The sequence below is a fragment of the Labrenzia sp. ATLA3 genome, from assembly GCF_057180185.1.
In genome coordinates this window covers 325,673-345,868 of sequence record NZ_JBXUKV010000002.1, presented here as the reverse complement: position 1 = coordinate 345,868, position 20,196 = coordinate 325,673, and the positions used below count along the sequence as shown (strand labels likewise).

Annotated in this window: 19 protein-coding genes; 11 read left to right on the top strand and 8 right to left on the bottom strand. The window is 61.1% G+C overall.

Annotated features, from left to right (window positions below; all coding sequences use genetic code 11):
- The first annotated feature begins 45 nt into the window (after positions 1-45).
- Positions 46-1,434, top strand: coding sequence for an aldehyde dehydrogenase family protein (locus AC2A6O_RS06105; protein ID WP_498926143.1), 1,389 nt, complete (start codon positions 46-48; stop codon positions 1,432-1,434).
- A 206-nt stretch (positions 1,435-1,640) separates the two neighbouring features.
- Positions 1,641-2,804: an iron-containing alcohol dehydrogenase gene (locus AC2A6O_RS06100; RefSeq protein ID WP_148582766.1), complete on the top strand. Its 1,164-nt coding sequence runs from the start codon at positions 1,641-1,643 to the stop codon at positions 2,802-2,804.
- A 141-nt stretch (positions 2,805-2,945) separates the two neighbouring features.
- Here the strand turns inward: AC2A6O_RS06100 and AC2A6O_RS06095 are convergent, their stop codons facing one another.
- Positions 2,946-3,974 carry a helix-turn-helix domain-containing protein gene (locus tag AC2A6O_RS06095; protein ID WP_498926142.1) on the bottom strand — a complete coding sequence of 343 codons (1,029 nt, stop codon included), beginning with the start codon at positions 3,972-3,974 and terminating at the stop codon, positions 2,946-2,948.
- Positions 3,975-4,108: 134 nt separating this feature from the next.
- Between AC2A6O_RS06095 and AC2A6O_RS06090 the strand changes: the two genes are divergently transcribed.
- A complete protein-coding gene (locus tag AC2A6O_RS06090) occupies positions 4,109-5,182 on the top strand; it encodes an alpha/beta hydrolase family protein (protein WP_498926141.1) in 1,074 nt (357 codons plus the stop codon).
- Between the two features lie 99 nt (positions 5,183-5,281).
- Here AC2A6O_RS06090 and AC2A6O_RS06085 read toward each other — a convergent pair whose 3' ends face one another.
- Positions 5,282-5,794, bottom strand: a complete 513-nt coding sequence (locus AC2A6O_RS06085) for a hypothetical protein (RefSeq protein ID WP_498926140.1) — start codon at positions 5,792-5,794, stop codon at positions 5,282-5,284.
- Between the two features lie 232 nt (positions 5,795-6,026).
- Between AC2A6O_RS06085 and AC2A6O_RS06080 the strand changes: the two genes are divergently transcribed.
- Positions 6,027-6,905: a PhzF family phenazine biosynthesis protein gene (locus tag AC2A6O_RS06080; RefSeq protein WP_498926139.1), complete on the top strand. Its 879-nt coding sequence runs from the start codon at positions 6,027-6,029 to the stop codon at positions 6,903-6,905.
- 22 nt (positions 6,906-6,927) lie between these two features.
- Here AC2A6O_RS06080 and AC2A6O_RS06075 read toward each other — a convergent pair whose 3' ends face one another.
- From AC2A6O_RS06075 to AC2A6O_RS06055, 5 genes are all read right to left on the bottom strand, one after another.
- The gene (locus AC2A6O_RS06075) at positions 6,928-8,505 is read right to left on the bottom strand and encodes a serine hydrolase domain-containing protein (protein ID WP_498926138.1); all 1,578 of its coding nucleotides are present in this window, start codon (positions 8,503-8,505) and stop codon (positions 6,928-6,930) included.
- Between the two features lie 184 nt (positions 8,506-8,689).
- On the bottom strand, positions 8,690-9,166 hold the full coding sequence (locus AC2A6O_RS06070) for a DUF6505 family protein (RefSeq protein WP_498926137.1): 477 nt from the start codon (positions 9,164-9,166) through the stop codon (positions 8,690-8,692).
- A gap of 4 nt (positions 9,167-9,170) precedes the next feature.
- Entirely contained in the window at positions 9,171-9,872 is a 702-nt protein-coding gene (locus AC2A6O_RS06065) for a biotin/lipoate--protein ligase family protein (protein WP_498926136.1), read from the bottom strand.
- Positions 9,869-10,969 (bottom strand): Mrp/NBP35 family ATP-binding protein, encoded by a 1,101-nt coding sequence (locus AC2A6O_RS06060; protein WP_498926135.1) that lies wholly within the window; start codon positions 10,967-10,969, stop codon positions 9,869-9,871. Before AC2A6O_RS06060 ends, AC2A6O_RS06065 begins: the two co-directional genes overlap by 4 nt.
- Before the next feature lies 1 nt (position 10,970).
- A complete protein-coding gene (locus tag AC2A6O_RS06055; protein ID WP_498926134.1) occupies positions 10,971-11,165 on the bottom strand; it encodes a DUF6494 family protein in 195 nt (64 codons plus the stop codon).
- A gap of 132 nt (positions 11,166-11,297) precedes the next feature.
- On the opposite strand from AC2A6O_RS06055, the gene AC2A6O_RS06050 reads away from it, so the two are divergent.
- Entirely contained in the window at positions 11,298-12,035 is a 738-nt protein-coding gene (locus AC2A6O_RS06050; RefSeq protein WP_498926133.1) for a hypothetical protein, read from the top strand.
- A gap of 16 nt (positions 12,036-12,051) precedes the next feature.
- On the opposite strand, the gene AC2A6O_RS06045 is transcribed toward AC2A6O_RS06050, so the two are convergent.
- On the bottom strand, positions 12,052-14,016 hold the full coding sequence (locus AC2A6O_RS06045) for a 4Fe-4S binding protein (protein ID WP_498926132.1): 1,965 nt from the start codon (positions 14,014-14,016) through the stop codon (positions 12,052-12,054).
- Positions 14,017-14,246: 230 nt separating this feature from the next.
- On the opposite strand from AC2A6O_RS06045, the gene AC2A6O_RS06040 reads away from it, so the two are divergent.
- The 6 genes from AC2A6O_RS06040 to fdh3B all read left to right on the top strand — a co-directional run bounded on the left by AC2A6O_RS06040 (position 14,247) and on the right by fdh3B (position 20,119).
- Positions 14,247-14,792, top strand: a complete 546-nt coding sequence (locus tag AC2A6O_RS06040; protein ID WP_148583090.1) for a DUF3305 domain-containing protein — start codon at positions 14,247-14,249, stop codon at positions 14,790-14,792.
- Positions 14,789-15,463: a DUF3306 domain-containing protein gene (locus AC2A6O_RS06035; protein WP_498926131.1), complete on the top strand. Its 675-nt coding sequence runs from the start codon at positions 14,789-14,791 to the stop codon at positions 15,461-15,463. Before AC2A6O_RS06040 ends, AC2A6O_RS06035 begins: the two co-directional genes overlap by 4 nt.
- Positions 15,464-15,529: 66 nt before the next feature.
- Positions 15,530-16,138, top strand: coding sequence for a TorD/DmsD family molecular chaperone (locus AC2A6O_RS06030; protein ID WP_148582754.1), 609 nt, complete (start codon positions 15,530-15,532; stop codon positions 16,136-16,138).
- Positions 16,139-16,196: 58 nt separating this feature from the next.
- A complete protein-coding gene (locus AC2A6O_RS06025) occupies positions 16,197-16,397 on the top strand; it encodes a twin-arginine translocation pathway signal protein (RefSeq protein ID WP_148582753.1) in 201 nt (66 codons plus the stop codon).
- Between the two features lie 104 nt (positions 16,398-16,501).
- Entirely contained in the window at positions 16,502-19,513 is a 3,012-nt protein-coding gene (locus AC2A6O_RS06020; protein ID WP_148582752.1) for a formate dehydrogenase subunit alpha, read from the top strand.
- Between the two features lie 12 nt (positions 19,514-19,525).
- Entirely contained in the window at positions 19,526-20,119 is a 594-nt protein-coding gene (fdh3B, locus tag AC2A6O_RS06015) for a formate dehydrogenase FDH3 subunit beta (RefSeq protein ID WP_148582751.1), read from the top strand.
- The last annotated feature ends 77 nt before the right edge of the window (positions 20,120-20,196 follow it).

Genomic DNA, 20,196 nt, shown 5'->3' with positions numbered 1-20,196 from the left:
CACTTTCAACAAGCCGTCCGTAGAGGCGGTTCTGAGAGGTTCAAAATGTCAGATATCATCAAGCTGATTTCCCCAATCGACGGTTCGGTCTATGCCGAACGCCCGGCGCTGGACGATGCCGCGGTTGATCGGGTTGTTTCCGCGGCGCGGACCGCGCAACCGGGCTGGGCTGCCCTGCCGGTTGCCGAACGGGTCGCCTATTGCCTCAAGGCGCTGGAAGCGCTGAAGGCGATGAACGACGAAGTGGTGCCGGAACTGGCCTGGCAGATGGGCCGGCCGATCCGCTTCGGCGGCGAACTTGGCGGCACCATCGAGCGCACCGAATATTGCGCGAACATCGCGGCCGAAGCGCTGGCTGATGTGGAGCGCACCGACAAGCCGGGCTTCAAGCGGTACCTGCGCCGCGCGCCGCTTGGCATCGTCATGGTGATCGCGCCCTGGAACTATCCGTTCATGACGGCCATCAACACGATCATGCCGGCGCTGATGGCGGGCAATGTGATCGTTCTGAAACATGCCGCGCAGACGCTTCTGGTCGGTGAACGCCTGGCCAAGGCTTTCGAGATCGCCGGTCTGCCGAAGGGTGTCTTCCAGAACATCGTTCTGACCCACCAGGGCACGGAAAAACTGCTGGGCTCCGGTCTTATCGACCATGTCAACTTCACCGGCTCCGTCGGCGGCGGACGTGCCATCGAAAAGGCCCTGGCCGGCACTTTCGCAACGCTTGGCCTGGAGCTGGGCGGCAAGGATCCGGCTTATGTGCGGGCCGATGCTGATCTGAACTATGCGGTCGAGAATCTGGTCGATGGTGCATTCTACAACGCCGGCCAGTGCTGCTGCGGCATCGAACGCGTTTATGTGCATGAAAGCCTCTACGACCGCTTCGTTGAAGGCTTCGTGGATCTGACCAGCCAGTACAAGCTGGGCAATCCGCTGGACGAGGCGACCACCCTTGGCCCGATGGCCCAGGCACGGTTTGCTGCCTGGATCCGCGAGCAGACGGATGAAGCCCTGCGCAAGGGTGCGAAGGCGCATATCGACACCTCCAAGTTCGACGCCGACAAGGAAGGAACGCCCTATCTGGCGCCGCAGGTGCTGACGGACGTCAACCACCAGATGTCGGTGATGCGCGAGGAAAGCTTCGGCCCGGTCGTCGGCATCATGAAGGTGAAGGACGACGAGGAAGCGCTGCAATTCATGAACGACAGCCCTTATGGTCTCACGGCTTCCATCTGGACCGAAGACGCTCAGGCTGCCGGCGAAATCGGCGACAGGGTCGAGACCGGCACCGTGTTCATGAACCGCTGCGACTATCTCGACCCGGCCCTTGTGTGGACCGGCGTCAAGGACACCGGCAAGGGCGCTGCCCTTTCCGAAATCGGCTTCCACAACCTGACCCAGCCAAAGTCGTTCCACTTCCGTCTGGAACATTGAGGCGCAACTGACAAACGATCGGGCAAGACCGGGCTCTTACGCCTGCAAGGCAATCGGGCCACTGGTCTTGCTCTCCTCTTCTTCCTTCTAGGGCAATGTCTCCGTTCAAGGGAAAAGAGGGTGGCTGTTGAAGCACTTGGCGACATCCGCGGAAACAGGTCGGGGCAGCCCGACCATGATTACCAACATAAACCCATGAGACACCCATGAGCTCACTTCCTTCCGTCAACTGGTCCTATCCGACCTCCGTTCGTTTCGGTGCCGGCCGCATCAAGGAACTGCCCAGAGCGGTCAAATCCGCAGGCATGTCCAATCCGCTGCTGGTGACCGACCCGGGCCTTGCCGGCCTGCCGATGGTCGCTGCCGCAATCGAGAGCCTGAAAGCCGATGGCCTTCAGGCTGCGGTCTTTTCAGACGTCAAGCCGAACCCGGTCGACAGCAACATTGAGGCCGGTGTCGCGGCTTACAAGGCCGGTGGCCATGATGGTGTCATCGCGTTTGGTGGCGGCTCGGGGCTTGATGCCGGCAAGCTGATTGCCTTCATGTCCGGCCAGAGCCGGCCGATCTGGGATTTCGAGGACATCGGCGACTGGTGGAAACGCGCCGATCCGGACGGCATCGCACCCATCGTGGCCGTGCCGACCACCGCAGGAACCGGCTCGGAAGTCGGCCGTGCGGGTGTCGTCACCAATGAGGCGACCCACACAAAGAAGGTCATCTTCCACCCGAAAATGCTGCCGGCCATCGTTATCTGCGATCCGGAGCTGACGGTTGGCATGCCGCGCTTCATCACCGTCGGCACCGGCATGGACGCTCTGGCACATTGCCTGGAAGCCTATTCCGCACCGATGTATCACCCGATGTCCGAAGGCATTGCGCTGGAAGGCATGCGGCTGGTGTTCGAGAATCTGCCGAAGGTTGCGGCCGATGGGGCTGATCTTGAGGCTCGCGGTCATCTGATGAGCGCCGCTGCCATGGGGGCTGTTGCCTTCCAGAAGGGTCTTGGGGCCATCCATTCGCTCTCCCACCCGGTCGGCGCGCTGTACGACACCCACCACGGCATGACCAACGCGGTGTTCATGCCCTATGTGCTGCAGTTCAACAAACCGGCCATCGAACAGAAATTCGAACGTCTTGGCGGTTTCCTTGGCATCTCGGGTGGGTATCAGGGTGTGCTCGACGCGATCCTGAAACTGCGTGAAGACCTCGGCGTGCCGCACACGCTGTCGGGTCTCAACGTCGATGACAGCAAACGCGACCTGATTGCGGAGATGGCCATTGTCGACCCGACCGCAGGCGGCAACCCGGTTCCGCTGACCAAGGACGGTGCGCTGGAAATTTTCGACAAGGCTCAGCAGGGCACTGTCTGAGGCAGGACATATTGAAGTCGAAGGCGCACCGGTATCCGGTGCGCCTTTTTGTTTTTCAGCCCCTCTTTCGTCGTCCCGGATCTTCGCGTCGCTGGGTCCGGGAGGACAATGCCGGGGGCATCCTGCTGACGCTTGGTGCGCTTATTGGTTTTTCTGCTCGCTGTGGCGGCCGTCCGCCTTCCGCCACTGATCCGGGGTCATTCCGGTCACGCGCAGGAATTCGCGGTTGAAGTTCGATTTGGTCGAAAATCCCGCGCGGTACATGGCCTCGGTCACGGTCACGTCTTCCTGCTGCAGCACGGTGCAGACATCCTTGACCCTGAAATCATTCACATAACGCGAGACATTCATGCCGCGAACCCGGTTGATGGCCTGTGAGACCTGGCGGGCGGGCAGACCGGCACGGCGGGCAAGCCTTGAGAGGTTGAGCGTGTCGTCGCGGTGAAGGTGCTGCGCGGTCATCAGGGCGTCGACCCGTGCGACGATTTCAGCGTCTTCGGATGTGGCGGTCTGGACCGCGGGTTCCGGCTCGTTGTTTGTCTCCGTCTGGGCCTGGCCTGCCGTGCGGGCGGCAAGCCCGATCAGCAGAAGGCTGACGATATTGGCGTTGCTGACCAGAAGCGCTGCATGGCTGCCGCCCGAGCGTTCAAAATCGAGCAGGATGACCAGATCGAAGCCGGCGGACAGGCACAGGCAGAAGGCAGCCAGCCACAGGGCGCGGTGGGCTGCGGCGGCTTCGTCCAGCCGGGCAAGGCCGAGGCCGTCCGGTCCGCGCCACGCGATCCCTGCCAGGGCCACGGCATAGGCCAGGAACAGCACTATCAGCGCCCCGTCCAGCAAGAGAGGCGCCGCAAGCATCAAACCGAGCGTGACGAGCGCTGCCAGCGGCGCCGCTGCCAGGCGAAGCGGTCCGGGCGCCGCCCGGTCGACAAGACCGCGAAAGCTTTCATAGGCAAGCGGCGGAAGCAGAGCGGCGAGCAGCGGTTGCACGAAGCGCAGGGCTTCGACGTTGTACCCCCAGCGCAGGCCCAGAACGATCGATTGCAGGCAGCACAAGGCAATCAGCATCAGGAAGGCGCGCGTGGCGGCTGCTCCATTGCTTTTCTTCAGGAACACGAAGACCAGCACCAGCAGCAAGGCGTTGACGAAAGGCAGGGGAACGAACAGCACGGGCAAGGCACCTCAGTGGGGCGACAGCGGGGACCTTGATCGCGATCCGGAGTGACTGAATCGCGAATGAGGACGCTTTCGATGAAGGCCTTAGCAAGAATTCAGTCATTGCTCCACTGACTGAAAGCCACGTCATGAAAATACAATCTCTTCTCCTGCCTCTGGTTCTCACGTTGGCCGTCACCGCGCCTGCCAAGGCTCAAGAGCCGGTGGGTGTTCAAAAGATCACGGTAACTTCGAAAGCCAGGGGCGAGGATCTCACCGTCCTGGTCTGGTATCCGGCCAAATCGGGCGGCGAGCAGGTGCTCATAGGCGATGACAGGATCTTCGAAGGAACACCCGCCCTGCAAGATGCCGTCAAGGTGGACGGCTCCTTTCCGCTGATCCTGCTGTCGCATGGTTCGGGAGCGTCGGTCGAAAAGATGGCCTGGATCGCAAGCGAACTTGCCGGCGACGGCTTCATTGTCGCCGGTCCCAACCATCCAGGCACTACCAGCGGCGATTCCACGCCGGAAGACACGCCGAAGCTCTGGCAGCGGACGGATGATCTTGCAAGGGTGCTCGACAAGCTGCTTGCCGATCCGGACTGGTCGACGTCAATCGATCCGGGGAAAATCGGCCTGCTGGGATTTTCCCTTGGCGGAGCCGCCGTTCTGGAAAGCGCAGGTGCAACGGCCAGTCTGGAGGCTTATGCCGACTATTGCGACACCAATCCGCAAATGCCGGATTGCTATTGGTTCAAGGGCGGCAGGGCGTTTCGCGACGGCGAGGAAATCAAGGTCGAGCCGTTAGATCTGCGGACGGTCGACAAGACCTTGTTCGAACAAGACCGAAGGGATGCCAGGATCACATCGGTTGTCGCTGTCGATCCATCGGTTGCAGATGCTTTCAACGAGCAGAGTTTCGCCGGTATCGACATCCCACTGCATTTTCTCAACCTGGGTGTCGCCGGGAAGATCGACGTGGGTGTTCGCTCCGCACATCTGGCTGAGGCTGCCCCGGACGCCGAACTGGATTACATCGCGGATGCCGTCCATTTCAGCTTTCTGCCCGTGTGCAAGGCTGATGCGCTTGCCTTCATGAAATCAGTTGGCGAAACGGACACCCTATGCACCGATGGCGGTGGCCGGTCTCGTGCGGACCTTCACGATCAGATGGCTGACCTGATTGTCGAGGCGTTCCGGACTGATCTGAAGCCTGGAAACTGACAGCTTAGCGTCGTTCTCAATCGAGTTTTTGCCGAAGTAACCCGCAGTCTCCCGCACTTTCGGGTGTGAGAGACCGCGGGTTCGTCTCTTTTGTCGGGGTCAGGCGCCCTGGCTGCGTTTGATCAACTTCAGCACAGCCACCAGCACGATGCCGTAAAGGACATGGCCAACAAGGGCGACCCAGGCGATGCCGGTGAAGTTCAGGAAGAAGGGCAGGCCGGCAACCGACGTGATGCCGCCGATGGCGAAGACCCACAGGCCAAAGCCATAAATTGCGGACGGCAGAAGCCAGTGGGTGGTGCCAAAAACGCGTTGCCACAACGGCGCGAAAATGAACATCCAGCCAATCGGATAGCCGATCAGGCCGACGACATAGAAATGGACGAAGTATCCGGCGAAATCGCCCTTCGGCAAACCCAGGCTACCAAGCAGGCTCTTGGCAAGGCCGTGCGGTGAAAGGGTCGCAAACCCAAGGGCCGGGCTGATCATCTGGCCCCAGAAATCAAAGGCATTGGTTGCAAAGAAACCTGCGATGAACATCAGACCGAGCGTATGGAAGTTCAAGGCCGGCAGAACACCAGCGTATTGACGTTGGCTGGAAATCGTATTCATGACGCGATCACTTTCCTGAAATTGGCTTTTCTGCTGGCAGATACTTGGTTCTGAATGCGATCACATGGAAATAAAATGGCGGGGCCCCCGCGTGACGATTTCGTGATGAATAATTGACGTCTCGCACTGGCGGTTTCCTATCTTTGGATAACATGCCGTCAGTGTTGCCCCACCTTCTCTCGCATGGTCGGATGCGGTTTCGTTCCAGCCCCCGCAGCGTGAGAAATCCGAAATGGATAAGTTACCCGTCCGCCTTTATGCCGCTTTTGCAGCCGACGAACGGGGTGGCAACATCGGCGGTGTCGTCTTCGAGGATACGCCACTATGGCCGGACGCCCGCCAGCGGATCGCGGCGGATCTCGGCGCGCCGACCACCGGCTTTGTCCGGCAGACATCCGAAAAGAGGATCGAGGTCCGGTTTCATTCGGCCCGGTCGGAAATGGCCATGTGTGGCCACGTTACCGTGGCTATTTTTGCGGCGATGCTGGAGGACGGACGGATCGGGCCCGGCAGCTACGTTCAGCAAACACCTGCGGGTGAGATCAACGTCGAAATAGCCTCGGACGGGGCCGTCACCATGCAGCAGCCTTTGCCGAAGTTCGGATTGAACGAGGCGAGCGCAGACGAGATCGCGCCATTGCTCGGGATCGATCCCTCCGGAGTGATCAGCGTTGCGGCGTCCTCGACGGCCCTTCGGCATGTTTTCATCGAGCTGGCTGACACCGGCGCTCTGGCGGCGCTTCGTCCGGATGATGACGGTTTGCGCCGTTTCAGCCAGGCGCGGTCCATCGACACGATGGGCGTCTGGTGCCGAACGGGGCTCAGGGTGGGCAAGGCGAAGGTTCGTCTGCGGGACCTGTGCCATGGTGTCGGCGATCCGGAGGAGGCGGCCAGCGGCACCACCAATGGCGCGCTGGCCTGCGAATTGGTCCGGGCCGGGAAACTCCTGCCCGGCGTTGGCGGGCAAGCGGTTCTGTTGACCGAGCAGGGTGTCGAGATGGGCCGTCCGAGCATCGTCAGGACGGTTCTGAGCACGGCAGACGGCGAGGTGACCGGCGTTTCCGTTGGTGGCTATGCGGCCTTGCGACTGACCGGCACGTTTCTTCTGTGAAACCCGCCGACCTGATGTGACGTCAGATCCTTTCGAAGAGCGCGGGCCCCGTTTCGCTGAAGAGCTCGATCTCGATGGATTCGGCCGGGCCATTCGAAATATCGTTGAAGACGACCGTCGAGCGGGACCCTGCCGGCGCGTTTTCGGTGGTGACATCGAACACCATTACCGGCCCATTCCAGGGCTGCAGTGGAAACTGCATCTGTTTCGGTCCTACCGTCAGCACCACGTTTTCGCCCGCGGCCTTGACCTCGACCTCGCCAAAATACGGGTTGGAATAGGTGCCGGTGAGACGGTCTTGCGAAGGCGTCGGGGCTGCATCCGCCGGACGTTCCTGGCCCACGGTACTGCCGAGCTTGGTGTAGAAGCCTTCGAACCTGCTCGAATATCCAGCGTACCAGTCCCGGGTGATGTAACCGAGCTGTGCCAGATCGGTGAAGGAGGCGGCGATGGCTTCGGCGGCCCCGACTGGGGCTGCGTTGGTGAGAACGACAATGCCGAGGTCGAGCGAGGGGATCATCGCAAAGCAGGTGCCCGCACCCAGTAGGAATGCACCGGAATGGCCGATCCGGACACGGCCAGAGGGGTCTGTACCGACATTGAAGCCGTAACCGTAAAAACCGGATCTTGCATCGGGGCTCTGGGGACGGTCCGAAAAGCTTTGCGGGCTGAGAGCCGGCAGAAGCGCTTCCGGTGCGATAAGCTGGGTACCGGCATGTTCGCCATTTGCCAGCAGCATCTTCAGCCAGATGGTCAGATCGTTCACAGTTGAGCTGACCCCGCCGGCAGGTGACTGCTCGTCCGGGTCGCGCTGGAACATCGGGGCAAAGCCGTCACCGTCGCGGCTGTGAGGGATGGCGCGGTCGCCAGCCGCCATGTAGTCGGCGAAGCGGGAGCTGGTCGAGGTCATGCCGAGTGGCCGGTAGAGCGCTTCTTCCGAGAGACTGCTCCAATCTGTGCCGGAGGCTTCTGCAACGGCCTCGGCAGCGGCGGTCAGGCCGAAGTTGGTATAGGCGTAGGAAATGCGGAACGGTGCCAGCGGCAGCAGTCTCAAGCGTTCCAGAATTTCCTTGCGACCGAAGCCGAGATCTTCCAGATCGTCACCGGCATGGTCGGGCAGGCCGGAACGATGGCTGTAGAGGTCGCCAATGGTCAGCTTTTCGGTGCGGTCGGGATCGGACAATTCGAACCAGGGCAACAGATCGCGCATCCGGCTGTTCCAGGCGACAACGCCCTTGCTGACCTGGCGCGCGACAACAGTCGACCCCACCGGTTTTGACAGGGACGCAAGCTGAAACACCGTGTCTGGCGAGATGGGGTCTGATCCGCCAAGGCGGCGCACGCCGAAGCCCTTGGAATAGACGGTTTGCCCACGATGGACGGCGGCAATGGCCAGCCCCGGAATCTTGCTGCGCTCCATCACGTCGGCCACGATTGCGTCAAGCTCGGCGATGGCTTTTGCAATCTGCTCGGGCGGGGCTTCAACACCAGGTGTCTGGGCTGGGGAAAGCTCCTGCGCAAAACCGCGCAGCGGCAGGGCCGTCAGGGCAGCGGTCGCAGTTCCGAGAAACAGGCGGCGGGAGAGTGTGTGCCGGGACATGGGCAATCATCCTTGGGAAGAATCTGAAATCAAAACAAGCGGCTGCATGATGCGCGCAACGCACCGGGGAGATCAATATTATGACGTGCAATCGGGATTATTGAAACTTTCTGGTTAATCATCCCTGTCTTCGGGGCTGGCAGCTGCCGGGCGTCGGAACGGCATCCGGCCAAAAAATCAGGAGCTATTCGATGTCGCCATGGACGGCGACCATGTCCAGCTTCGCTTCAGGAGCGGCGATTGTCCGGAAAGATTCACGTACGCCGTCTTCGGTCAGCTCTCGCTGAACGGCAATCAGCGTGTTTTCCGTATGCTCTTCACAGAGTTCCGCCATATAGGCCAGCTCCTGATGGGCCACACCGAGCGCGGCCTCCACGGACGGCGCGCCGTAGATCTCGACGAAATGCTGCGCGAGGCGCTCGGTGAGGGCCGTAAATTCGGTATCTCCGATGGGCGTGACGGCGACGAAGGTTGCCCGGCCGAACGTCTCCAGGCCCAGCCAGCCGTTGGCGAAGGCCTGGCGGGCCTTGCCACTCAGGTCGGCTTCCGTCCAGTCGGAAAACTCGAAACCGCCGGACAGGCACCATTCGCCGGTGCGGGCCGGCGAAAAGAAGACGTTGCGGTCGCTGTCATCCAGGTGAATGGCGCGGGCGAGTTTCATCCGATTATTCCTCAAGACGGCTGGAAAGCGGGATCAGGACCGTGTCCTCCTCCGTTCGCAGCAGCATACCAAAATTTTCGTCGACGCCGACGAACGTGCCGGCGGTTCCATCGACTTCCACAGTTTCGCCCATGGCCCACACAAGGCCGCGCCATTCGGCGTGGACGGGGCGCGGGCCGTCGTCAAGCCAGCGGTTGAGCCAGTAGAGGCTGTGACGCACCCAGCACTCAAGAAGCTGGTCGGCGGTGATCTCGCCGCAACCTTCTTCGGACAGCCACGTGCGGTCCGGATCCTTGCCGGGACTTGATTTCCGGCTGGTCATGTTGAGCTCCAGGCCAAGGATCAGCCAGTCCGGTGTGGCCAGCGGATCCTCTGTGGAGGCCCGGATGCGCATGCGTCCGCAAACCGCGCCATTGACGCGGATCCGGCCATCCCATTCCAGGTGGACGGCCACCTCCGGCGGGGCAAGCGTACCGAGGGCTGCCTGAAACCCCAGACCGCAGACCGGCAGGACAGCCATGGCCTGTTCCAGCGGCACTTCCGGCGCGAAGATCAGCGCGGCCCGCAGGCGTTCCCCGCCAAGGTTATAGACAACCGTGCCGGGGTCCGTTCCGGTGATGGCAAGCGCCAGGGCGCGCTCGAAGGGGTCGGCCTGGCCGGTCAGGGCTTCTCCCTGAAACAGCGGCGGGAATTGAACCTCGCTCATGCGTTGCCCTCCGCAATCAGGGTCCGGGCGAGCTGGCGGAACACGGAGGCTTCCGGGGCTTCGGGTGTCTTGATCGAAATCGGTGTGCCGCCATCACCGGCCAGGCGAATGTTGAGATGCAGAGGCACCTCGGCCAACAGGGGAACGCCGAGCTTTTCTGCTTCCTCGGCAACGCCGCCGTGGCCGAAGACATGTTCCTCGTGGCCGCAGTTGGAGCAGATGTGGGTCGACATGTTCTCGATCATGCCGATGAGCGGAACCTGCATCTGGTTGAACATGCTGATGCCCTTGCGCGCATCGATCAGGGCAACATCCTGCGGCGTCGAAACGATGATGGCGCCGTCGACGGCGAATTTCTGGCAGAGCGTCATCTGGACATCGCCGGTGCCGGGTGGCAGGTCGACGATCAGCACATCGAGCGCGCCCCATTGCACCTGCGTCATCATCTGCTGCAATGCGCCCATCAGCATCGGCCCGCGCCAGGCGACGGCCTCGTCGCCCGAGGTCATCAATCCGATGGACATCATGGTGACGCCGTGATTGCGCAGCGGCAGGATCATCTGGCCGTCCGGCGACGTCGGCCGTCCGGAGATGCCCAGCATCTTTGGCTGCGATGGTCCGTAGACATCGGCATCCAGCAGACCCACCTTGCGGCCTTCGGCGGCCAATGCGCAGGCAAGATTGGCCGCAACAGTCGACTTGCCGACGCCACCCTTGCCCGAGGCAACGGCGATCACCCGGTCGATGCCAGGCACTTTCTGCGGACCGGTGGCGCCGGGTGCCGCCGGTTTTGCCCGGATCGGTTGGGGTTCGCTCGGTTTGGGCGCTGCGGGTTGGGCGGCAGGCTGGTCCGAATGAGAGGTCAGGATCACCTGAACGCTGTCGCAGCCTTCCAGAGCTTCGAGCTTCGTTTCCGCTTCGGTCTTGAGAGCTTCCATCTCGGCCATGCGCCGCGGGTCGATCTCCAGAACGAAGCGAACCGAACCGCTGTTCACCTGAAGTGCCCGCATCATGCCGGAACCGGCAATGTCCTCGCCGGTGGCCGGGTCCTTGATCGTTTTCAGAACCGACAGGGCGGCTTCACGCGTCAGCGGCACGTTAGTCCTGCCCTTCGATTTCACCGGTGACCACGTGTTCCAGACCGAGTTCCTCGATCGTGACCACGGCTTTCACCTTGAAGGTTTTGCCAGCGCTCGGGCCAGCCTCGCGTACGGCTTTTTCAATTGCCTGCTGCGAGGTCACACCGACCTGCTTCAGGAACTTGCGCATGGACATGTTGAAATCGTCGCTCATCTTGTTCTCCTGTTGAATGCGGTGCGCATTGACTGCGCGCCGAATTGAAACCTACCCTAGCGCATGTGGCCAGCAACGTGAGGGAGGAAGCGCGTGGGCTGCCGTGCCTTGATCATTCTCGCCGTCGCCCTGTTGTCCGGCATGCTGTTGCATGCGCCGGGGATGGCCCAGTCGCGGTCCTTCCGGCTGGGGGTGCCGCAGGCCATCGCCGAAACCGGCTTCCTCCAATATCTGTTGCCGCGCTTTTCTCTCAAGACCGGTATCCGCATTAAAATCGTCGATGACACCGAACCTTCCGATCTGCGGCTTTCCGACGGCTCTTCGGGGAACACTTCGGGGCGAGCGGTGTTCTCCGGGTTGGGGAAGACCTGGGCGCTTGTCACCCTTGACGAGGCCAACGAACACGCAGCCCGCTTTCGGGACTGGCTGACCGGCGACATCGGCCGGCGAACGGTCGATGCCTTTGAAAAGAATGGCGAACAGGTTTTCACCGCCGCGCTGAAGCAAGAAGATGATTCCGGCCCGGTGCTGCTCTCCGGCGATGCCATTCGCGGCGAACAACTGGCCGTGCTCCATTGCGGGCGATGCCACATGGTCAATGAAGCAACGCGCCTGTCGACCATCGGTTCGTCGCCTTCCTTCGCGGTGATGCGCAGCTTCTCCGACTGGCAAATGCGGTTCGAGGCGTTTTTCGCACTCAACCCGCATCCGGCTTTCACGGTGATCGACGGTGTCACCGAGCCCTTCGACATCACCAGGCCATCGCCCATCGTGCCGGTGCAGATGACGCTTGAGGACCTCGACGCGATCCTGGCTTTTGTCTCCCGCATTCCCCCGGCAGACCTCGGCGCGCCGATCCAATACCAATGATTTCGTCTCATCCGGTTCAATGATCGCGCCGTTTGCTGATGTAGTCGTCCGATGTGCGTCCACGCGGACGCTCCGCTGACGCAAACGGGTTGTTTTCCGAATGATAGACGGCATTCACGCGGCAATCGTCGCACATCTGAATGAGCTGGATGGCCTTGTTGTCCTGGAACATGGAATGTTTGCCGGCGAGCTTTTCCGTCAGCTTCATCACGGTCGAGCGGACGCCGAAAGGCTTGCCGCATTCAATGCAGTTGAACGGCTCTTCTTCCTTCAGAACCTTTGCCCGCAGCGCGTCGTCCGAAAGGTCCAGCCGCGGGTCCAGTGACAGGGCTTTTTCCGGACAGATTGTCGTGCAGATGCCGCATTGCAGACAGGCGTCTTCCTGAAAACGCAACTGCGGCGCATCGGGGTTTTCCTTCAACGCACCGGACGGGCAGAGAGACACACAGGACAGACAGAGCGTGCAGGCGTCGTGATCCAGTTCGACCGCACCGTAGGGGGCTCCCGCAGGAAGCGGAATGACCTTGCCCGGGTCGTTGAGTGCCTTGGCCGCAAGGCGTGTGATTTGCCGGCGCGAGCCAAGCGGCAGGATCGGCTGCACTGCGGCAACCGGCTGCTGTTCGCGGTAGAGAAACTCTTCCAGTTCGTCCGGATCGGTGGGCGAAACCATCGACACGCGTTCGTTGCCGGCAATTGCGTTGGCCAGTTCGGTCTGGAAGGGGATGCCTTCCTTTTCCGTGGCGGGGGACAGCAACAGGGTCACATCGCCGAACCCGCAGGCAAGTGCTGCCAGACTTTCCGCGTGGCCGAAGCTGGCGAGAGCCTCCATCTCCATCGGAATGACGTCCGCTGGCAGTCCCTTGCCGTATCTTGCGCCGAGGCGGATCAGCTCCGCACCGTGGTTGCCGTCGTGAACGAGCAGGCGCGGCGTGTCGGAACTCAGTTTCCGCCAGGTGGTTGCAAGGGTCTGCAAACGCTGGAAGGTGTTGCTGACCGGGGGCGCATCATAGCTGATGGCACCGGACGGGCAGACTGCGGAACAGCTTCCGCACCCGGCGCAGACCATTGTATCGACCGATACATGGTCGCCGTCCGGGGTGATGGCGCCGGTGGGGCAGAGATCGAGACAGCGCGTGCAGCCGGTTTTCCGGGCCCTGGAATGGGCGCAAAGCTGCTCGTCCAGGCGGACGTAAAGAGGTTTTTCGAAGGTGCCGACAAGTTGCGAGGCTTCCAGCAACACCTTGGTGAGGGCGGCGGCATTGCCCGGGTCTGCCCGCAGATAGCCCTCGCGTTTTTCCGGGGCGGGAAAAAGCGGCTGCGCCCGGCGAAGATCCAGAATGATGTCGCATTCCGTGCGTGCGCCGCTCTTGGGATCGGTCCAGTTGAAGGCACCCCGTCCACCGGGAATGCGTTCCTGCAAGGCATCGAAACCGGCCTTGAACTGGCCAAGCGCACCCGTTGCCGTTGTTACCTGGCCGCGAACGATGTCGAAACGCCGGTCGTCGGCAAGGGGAAGCTCGTCGGAAGGGTCCAGCAGCACGGTGACGCTCAGGAGCTCGCACAGATGATCCGCTGCGGCGAGCGCTGCTTCAGCGCCGCCAAGGATCAGGCAAGTACCTTCAGAGGTGACGTCGACAACCTTCGCGCCGGGGGAGGGCAGGATCGCTTCGGCGATCAGAGCGGCCATCTTGGGAGACGCGCTGCGACTATCGGCGGTCCAGCCGGCGCGGTCGCGCAGATCGACAAAAAGCGGTTCTTCCACTTCAAGGTCGGCCGCCAGATCCTCGAACGCCAGGCGTTCCTGCTGGCAGGCGACGATCACATTTCCCGCCTGAAGCGCCTCGGCAGCCTGCGGTGCTTCGCCGCGGCAAAGTTCTGTGTGGATCTTTGAACAGGACAGTCCTGTGGCCTGTTCAATCTGCCCGGCGTCGATAACCTGAGTATTCAGGCAATCGCATAGCAGAAGCCTTGGTTGCGTCATTGTGTGCGCGTCCTCTCCCCGGATTGTCCGAAATCGATTCTTCAGTGATTTGTCAGACATTTCCAAACCACATATCAAGGGGGCGGAAGCGTGCGCGTCAAGTTCGACTTCCGCGGGCCTTGAAATTTATGTTGCTTGCTACAGCATCTAGATGAAGTTCAATACAGCGCCGGAGTGAACCGGTGGACGGGAAGGTAGGTTTGTCCGTGACGAGGGAAAGAACGCGCGTCATGCCTGTTGGTGTGGTGGTGCGCAGGCGGCCTGGCGTGACACGCTGGCAGAAATGGACCTGGCTGCCCGTATCCCTGTTGCCGGGGGCGGCGCCTGCGGACTGGAAAATGCTGCGGGCCGACGGCGATGTGATCGAATACCATGCCGTGACGTTGAGCCTGGAACTGCACCACACCCAGACCGAAGCCTATCTGATCGCTTTGTCCGATAAGGTGCCTTCGGTCTATGTTGTCATGCGGGACGCGCCGGAACTGGAACCGGCGATCCCCATTGAAGTGCTTCATATGACGGCGTCGGCCCACGAAGGCCTGGACTACACGGACTCCGCCGAGGTTGTTGTTGAAAAAGTGCCGATGCCACCGGGACTTATTGCCTGGATCCGGGAATTTGTGGATATGCACCACGAAGAGGAAATCTTCTACAAGCGCCAGCGCGACATGCACCGTATCGACCTTGAGGAAGATGGAGTCGGGGATCCGCGCATCCGCCAGCTTGCCGATGTTTACCGGGCGCCGGGTGCCCGCAAGAAGGATACTTTGCAGTGAGTTCCGGCGACGACAAGCCACGGGATTTCTGGTCGAGGCGCAAGGCTGCGGTGCGCGAAGCCGAAGCTGCGGAGATCGAGCGCCGCGATGCGGAGCTTGAAGCTGCGAAACGCGTCGAACTGGAAGAAAAGAGCGACGCGGAAATCCTGGAAGAACTCGGCCTGCCGGATCCGGACAGTCTCGAGAAGGATGACGATTTTACTCGTTTTCTTGCCAAGACCGTGCCGGAGCGGCTGCGCCGGCGGGCCTTGCGCCGTCTCTGGGTGTCGAATCCCGTCCTTGCCAATCTCGACGGTCTGAATGACTACGAAGACGATTACACCGATGCTGCAACTGCCGGTCAGGTGGTGAAGACCGCCTATCAGGTCGGCCGGGGGTTCTTGAAACAAGTTGTTGAAACCGCAACGTCAGAAAACCCGGAAACGTCATCGGCCGAGAACAGTGAAATGCTTCGCGGACAAAGTGATTCTGCTGCAGTGCAGCAAGAAGAACTTGACGCTACGCAATGTACTGATGACGAAAATGGAAAAACATCTATTCGATTGACGCAAACAGACGAGCCGGTGCAAATTAGTGAAATTGGAACTATTGTGGCCGAAGAAACAGCACTGATCGAAGTCGAAGAAGAGCGCCCGCCGAAGCGGCGCCGAATGCGGTTCGACTTCGATTAATACTAAAGTCTAAGAAGATGTTGCGCCAGAAAAGCACCGCGTGCGTGTGGGAGGATAAAGGCTAGAATGGCCGTTGTGGCGAGGGAATTCATTATCGAACCGGAAGATCAGGCCCGGTCCGAATTATACGACTTTCTGGCACTGGTGCTCGCGCGCCCGGCCGGGGCTGAGCTGCTTGAGCAGATCGCCGGATTGCAGGGTGGCGACACGTCGCTTGGCAATGCCCTTGGCGCGCTTTCCAGAATTGCCGCGGTAACGACGCCGGAAACCGCCGAACGTGAATTCAATGCCCTTTTCATCGGCCTCGGGCGCGGAGAACTTCTGCCCTACGCCAGCTATTATCTGACCGGATTTCTCAATGAAAAGCCGCTGGCCAAGCTCCGTCAGGACATGGCGGAGCGCGGGATCGAACGTGCTGAAGACAAGCACGAACCGGAAGACAACATCGCTTCGCTGATGGAGATGATGGCCGGGATGATCCTCGGCCGATTCGGCAAGGTGACGTCTCTCAGCGAGCAGAAAAGCTTCTTCAACGCCCACATCGAACCGTGGGCAATACACTTCTTTACCGATCTGGAAGCGTCTGGAACCTCCGTGTTCTACGGTGCTGTCGGATCGTTGGGGCGCCAGTTCATGGAAATCGAGGCGCAAGGCTTCGACATGATCTCGAACTGACGGTTGCATCTGAAAGGGGTGGCTGCGCCATCTCTCTGACTAGAGGAGGAATGCGACAATGAAACAACCCGAAACGGCACACCCGAAAGAGGGGACAGGCCGCCGGGACTTCCTGAAGCTGGCGGCGATTTCCGCCCCGGTTGCCGTCACCACGGTTACCGCCGGAACCACCGCTGAAGCGGCTGAGCCCGACCTGGCTTCCGACAAGATGCAGGATACGGTTCATACCCGTGCCTACTACGACAGCGCCCGGTTCTAACCGGACCCTGTAATACCTTCCCGGCCATGGTTGCGAAACGCCCGGACGCCGGTTCACACATAACCCAGCCGTATCAGAATTTGATACAAGCAAGGTAGGGCAACATGCTTAGGAAAAAGACCAATGGGGTTGCGCGACGCCCCCAAGGTGCAAGTATCCTGAAAGACGCTGCACACAAGTCGGTTGACCGGCGTACGTTCCTCAAGGGATCCGGTCTTGCCGCAGGTGGCCTGGCGGCCATCACTGTGACCGGGGGAACGGTCACCAAAGCCAAGGCACAATCCACCGGCGACGCAGTTCAGACAGTTAAATCGATTTGCACGCACTGTTCGGTTGGCTGTACCGTCATCGCCGAAGTTTCCAACGGTGTCTGGGTCGGGCAGGAGCCCGGTTGGGACAGCCCGTTCAACCTGGGCGCCCACTGCGCCAAGGGGGCTTCCGTCCGCGAACACGCTCATGGCGAGCGCCGCCTCAAATATCCGATGAAAAAGGAAGGCGGCGAGTGGAAGCGGATCAGTTGGGACGAGGCGATCAACGAGATCGGCGACAAGATGCTGCAGATCCGCGACGAAAGCGGCCCGGACAGCGTCTACTGGCTCGGCTCTGCCAAGCACAGCAACGAGCAGGCTTACCTGTTCCGCAAGTTCGCAGGCTACTGGGGGACGAATAACGTCGACCACCAGGCCCGCATCTGCCACTCCACGACGGTTGCCGGCGTAGCCAACACATGGGGCTACGGCGCCATGACCAACAGCTACAACGACATCCACAATTCCAAGGCGATCTTCATCATCGGCGGCAATCCGGCGGAGGCACACCCCGTCTCCCTGCTGCATGTGCTGCGCGCCAAGGAACAGAACAATGCACCGCTGATCGTCTGCGATCCGCGCTTTACCCGCACCGCGGCCCATGCCGATGAATATGTCCGCTTCCGTCCGGGTTCGGACGTTGCCCTCGTCTGGGGCATTCTCTGGCATATCTTCGAAAACGGCTGGGAAGACAAGGAGTTCATCCGCACCCGCGTGTGGGGCATGGACCAGATCCGCGAAGAAGTTGCCAACTGGACGCCCGAGGAAGTCGAGCGTGTGACCGGTGCGCCGGCAAGCCAGGTGAAGCGCGTGGCGCGGACGCTTGCCAACAACCGTCCGGGCACCGTGATCTGGTGCATGGGCGGTACCCAGCACACCAACGGCAACAACAACACCCGTGCCTACTGCATTCTGCAGCTTGCACTGGGCAACATGGGCACCGCCGGTGGCGGCACCAACATCTTCCGTGGACACGACAACGTGCAGGGCGCGACCGACCTCGGTGTTCTCGCCGATACGTTGCCAGGCTACTACGGCCTGACGGCCGGTTCCTGGGCACACTGGGCCCGCGTCTGGGAAGAAGATCTGGATTGGCTGAAAGGCCGCTTCGGCACCATCAAGGGTGCTGACGGCAAAGACAAGGCCATGATGAACCTGAAGGGTATCCCGGTCAGTCGCTGGATCGACGGCGTGCTGGAAGCCAAGGACAACCTTGAGCAGCCGGACAATACCCGTGCGATGGTTCTGTGGGGCCATGCCCCGAACTCCCAGACCCGTCTGCCGGAAATGAAACAGGCTATGGAAAAGCTCGACCTTCTGGTCGTGGTTGATCCCTATCCGACCGTTTCGGCAATCCTGCATGACCGCACCGACGGCTGTTACCTTCTGCCGGCCTCGACCCAGTTCGAGACCCGCGGGTCGGTGACCGCCTCCAACCGGTCGCTGCAGTGGCGCGAGCAGGTGGTTGCACCATTGTTCGAATCCAAGCCGGACCATGTCATTCTGGCCAAGTTCGCGAAGAAATTCGGTTTCGACGATCGTCTCTTCCGGAACATTGCGATGGACGGCGAGGAGCCGAACATCGAGGACCTGACGCGTGAGTTCAACCGCGGCATGTGGACCATCGGCTATACCGGCCAGTCGCCGGAACGGCTGAAGTCCCATATGGCCAACCAGCACACCTTCGACCGCACCACGCTGAGGGCGGTTGGCGGGCCGAACGACGGCGAGTTCTACGGCATGCCGTGGCCGTGCTGGGGAACCCCGGAAATGAAACATCCGGGCACCGCCAACCTCTACGACATGTCCATGCCGGTCGCTGAAGGCGGTCTGTGCTTCCGTGCCCGTTTCGGTGTGGAGCGCGACGGCCAGAACCTTCTGGCGGAGGGCGTCTCCAATCCGGGTGCGGAAATTCAGGATGGCTATCCGGAATTCACCATGCAGATGCTGGTCGACCTCGGCTGGGATGGAGATCTCACCGACGAAGAACGGCGGGTCATGGCGAATATCGTCGGCCTGGAGATGAAGCAGGAGCAGGCCAACGCCGCTGATGGCGAGGGCGATGCGACATCGGGCAAGAACGAAGAAGTCGGCGAACAGTCGATGACCTCCGTTCCGTCCGACTTCAACGAGAAGACGGCCACGATCAACTGGAAGACCGATCTGTCCGGCGGCATCCAGCGGGTAGCGATCAAGCACGGCTGCGCGCCTTTCGGCAACGCAAAGGCCCGTGCCGTCGTGTGGACCTTCCCGGATCCGGTGCCGCTGCACCGCGAACCGCTCTACTCCAACCGGCGGGATCTGGTCGCGGACTATCCGACCTATGCCGACAAGTCGTTCTGGCGTGTTCCGACGCTCTATGCGTCGATCCAGAAGAACGACTTCTCCAAGGACTTCCCGATCATCCTCACGTCCGGCCGTCTGGTCGAATACGAGGGCGGCGGGGACGAAACCCGGTCGAACCCGTGGCTGGCCGAACTCCAGCAGAACATGTTCATCGAGATCAATCCGCGGGATGCCAACAATCTCGGGGTGCGGGACGGTGCACAGGTCTGGGTCGAAGGCCCGGAAGGCGGCAAGGTCAAGGTCATGGCAATGGTGACCGAACGTGTCGGCGAAGGCGTTGCCTTCATGCCGTTCCACTTCGGTGGTCATTACCAGGGTGAGGATCTCAGGTCCAAGTATCCGAAAGGTGCCGACCCCTATGTGCTCGGGGAAAGCACCAACACCGCTCAGACCTACGGGTATGACTCGGTGACTCAGATGCAGGAAACCAAAGCAACTCTCTGCAAGATCTCGGCAGCGTAAGGAGGACAACAAATGGCAAGATCAAAGTTCCTTTGTGACGCCGAACGCTGCATTGAATGCAATGCCTGCGTCACGGCCTGCAAGAACGAGCATGAGGTGCCGTGGGGCATCAACCGCCGCCGGGTGGTAACCATCAACGATGGCAAGCCGGGCGAACGGTCGATCTCCGTGGCCTGCATGCACTGCTCGGACGCACCCTGTATGGCGGTGTGCCCGGTGGACTGCTTCTACCAGAGCGAAGAAGGTGTGGTGCTTCACTCGAAGGACCTGTGCATTGGCTGCGGCTACTGCTTCTACGCCTGTCCGTTCGGCGCTCCGCAGTTCCCGCAAGCGGGTAACTTCGGTTCGCGCGGCAAGATGGACAAATGCACCTTCTGTGCCGGCGGTCCGGAAGAAAACAACTCCACCGCAGAATTCGCGAAATACGGCCGTAACCGTATCGCGGAAGGCAAATTGCCGCTCTGCGCGGAAATGTGCTCCACCAAGGCTCTGCTCGCGGGCGATGGCGACGTCGTGTCGGCCATCTACCGTGAACGTGTGGTGGCTCGCGGCTTCGGCTCGGGCGCCTGGGGCTGGGGCACTGCTTACGGCCAGAAAGGCGGCTGATCCTGAAGGGTGAGGACAGTCCGGTTTACCCGGACCGTCCATCACGCCTCGGGGCATGCCTGAAAGAAACGTAAGCG

What these genes read in the sequence shown, in the direction of transcription:
- AC2A6O_RS06105 (WP_498926143.1), top strand. Translation starts at nt 46, where the DNA reads ATGTCAGATATCATCAAGCTGATTTCCCCAATCGACGGTTCGGTCTAT.
- AC2A6O_RS06100 (WP_148582766.1), top strand. Translation starts at nt 1,641, where the DNA reads ATGAGCTCACTTCCTTCCGTCAACTGGTCCTATCCGACCTCCGTTCGT.
- AC2A6O_RS06090 (WP_498926141.1), top strand. Translation starts at nt 4,109, where the DNA reads ATGAAAATACAATCTCTTCTCCTGCCTCTGGTTCTCACGTTGGCCGTC.
- AC2A6O_RS06085 (WP_498926140.1), bottom strand. Translation starts at nt 5,794, where the DNA reads ATGAATACGATTTCCAGCCAACGTCAATACGCTGGTGTTCTGCCGGCC.
- AC2A6O_RS06080 (WP_498926139.1), top strand. Translation starts at nt 6,027, where the DNA reads ATGGATAAGTTACCCGTCCGCCTTTATGCCGCTTTTGCAGCCGACGAA.
- AC2A6O_RS06075 (WP_498926138.1), bottom strand. Translation starts at nt 8,505, where the DNA reads ATGTCCCGGCACACACTCTCCCGCCGCCTGTTTCTCGGAACTGCGACC.
- AC2A6O_RS06070 (WP_498926137.1), bottom strand. Translation starts at nt 9,166, where the DNA reads ATGAAACTCGCCCGCGCCATTCACCTGGATGACAGCGACCGCAACGTC.
- AC2A6O_RS06065 (WP_498926136.1), bottom strand. Translation starts at nt 9,872, where the DNA reads ATGAGCGAGGTTCAATTCCCGCCGCTGTTTCAGGGAGAAGCCCTGACC.
- AC2A6O_RS06055 (WP_498926134.1), bottom strand. Translation starts at nt 11,165, where the DNA reads ATGAGCGACGATTTCAACATGTCCATGCGCAAGTTCCTGAAGCAGGTC.
- AC2A6O_RS06045 (WP_498926132.1), bottom strand. Translation starts at nt 14,016, where the DNA reads ATGACGCAACCAAGGCTTCTGCTATGCGATTGCCTGAATACTCAGGTT.
- AC2A6O_RS06040 (WP_148583090.1), top strand. Translation starts at nt 14,247, where the DNA reads ATGCCTGTTGGTGTGGTGGTGCGCAGGCGGCCTGGCGTGACACGCTGG.
- AC2A6O_RS06030 (WP_148582754.1), top strand. Translation starts at nt 15,530, where the DNA reads ATGGCCGTTGTGGCGAGGGAATTCATTATCGAACCGGAAGATCAGGCC.
- AC2A6O_RS06025 (WP_148582753.1), top strand. Translation starts at nt 16,197, where the DNA reads ATGAAACAACCCGAAACGGCACACCCGAAAGAGGGGACAGGCCGCCGG.
- AC2A6O_RS06020 (WP_148582752.1), top strand. Translation starts at nt 16,502, where the DNA reads ATGCTTAGGAAAAAGACCAATGGGGTTGCGCGACGCCCCCAAGGTGCA.
- fdh3B (WP_148582751.1), top strand. Translation starts at nt 19,526, where the DNA reads ATGGCAAGATCAAAGTTCCTTTGTGACGCCGAACGCTGCATTGAATGC.